This window comes from Burkholderia sp. E168m23, assembly GCF_016586125.1.
Taxonomy (GTDB): Bacteria; Pseudomonadota; Gammaproteobacteria; order Burkholderiales; family Burkholderiaceae; genus Burkholderia; species Burkholderia orbicola.
The window spans coordinates 1-633 of sequence record NZ_BCPP01001661.1 but is presented as its reverse complement, the minus strand read 5'-3'; the positions used below and the strand labels follow the sequence as shown (position 1 = coordinate 633).

Sequence of the window (633 nt, the reverse complement as noted above, 5' to 3'; positions counted from 1 at the left end):
GGGGTGACGAAGTGATGTCGAACGTGTTCGTGCGCGACCCGAATCCGCTGCGCGGGGTGCTCGCGAAAGCCGCGCGCTATCTCGCCGACGGCAGTTGCCCGGTGGGCGCGAACACGTGGCGCGCGGCGTACTGGTCCGCGCAGGGCGCGCTGGCCGCCGCGGCCGACGTCAACGACGGCGCACGCGAGGCGTACGCGCTGTGCCGGCCGCCCGGCCATCATGCGCGGCGCGACGCGGCCGGCGGCTTCTGCTACCTGAACAATGCGGCGATCGCCGCGCAGGCGCTGCTCGGTCGCCATCGCCGCGTCGCGGTGCTCGATACCGACATGCATCACGGGCAGGGCGTGCAGGAGATTTTCTACGGCCGCGACGATGTGCTGTACGTGTCGATTCACGGCGACCCGACCAACTTCTATCCGGTCGTCGCGGGCTACGAGGAAGAGACGGGGGCGGGCGCCGGCGACGGCTTCAACCTCAACCTGCCGATGCCGCACGGCGCGCCGGAGTCGGCATTCTTCGAGCGGCTCGACGACGCGTTGCGTGCACTCGCGCGGTTCCAGCCCGATGCGCTCGTGCTCGCGCCCGGCTTCGACATCTACAAGGACGATCCGCAATCGCAGGTTGCCGTCACGA

The 633-nt window shown here is 70.1% G+C and carries 1 pseudogene; it reads left to right on the top strand.

Going from position 1 to position 633, the window contains the following annotated elements:
* Window positions 1-633, top strand: a pseudogene (locus JMF90_RS39520) (histone deacetylase family protein); the annotation flags it as partial.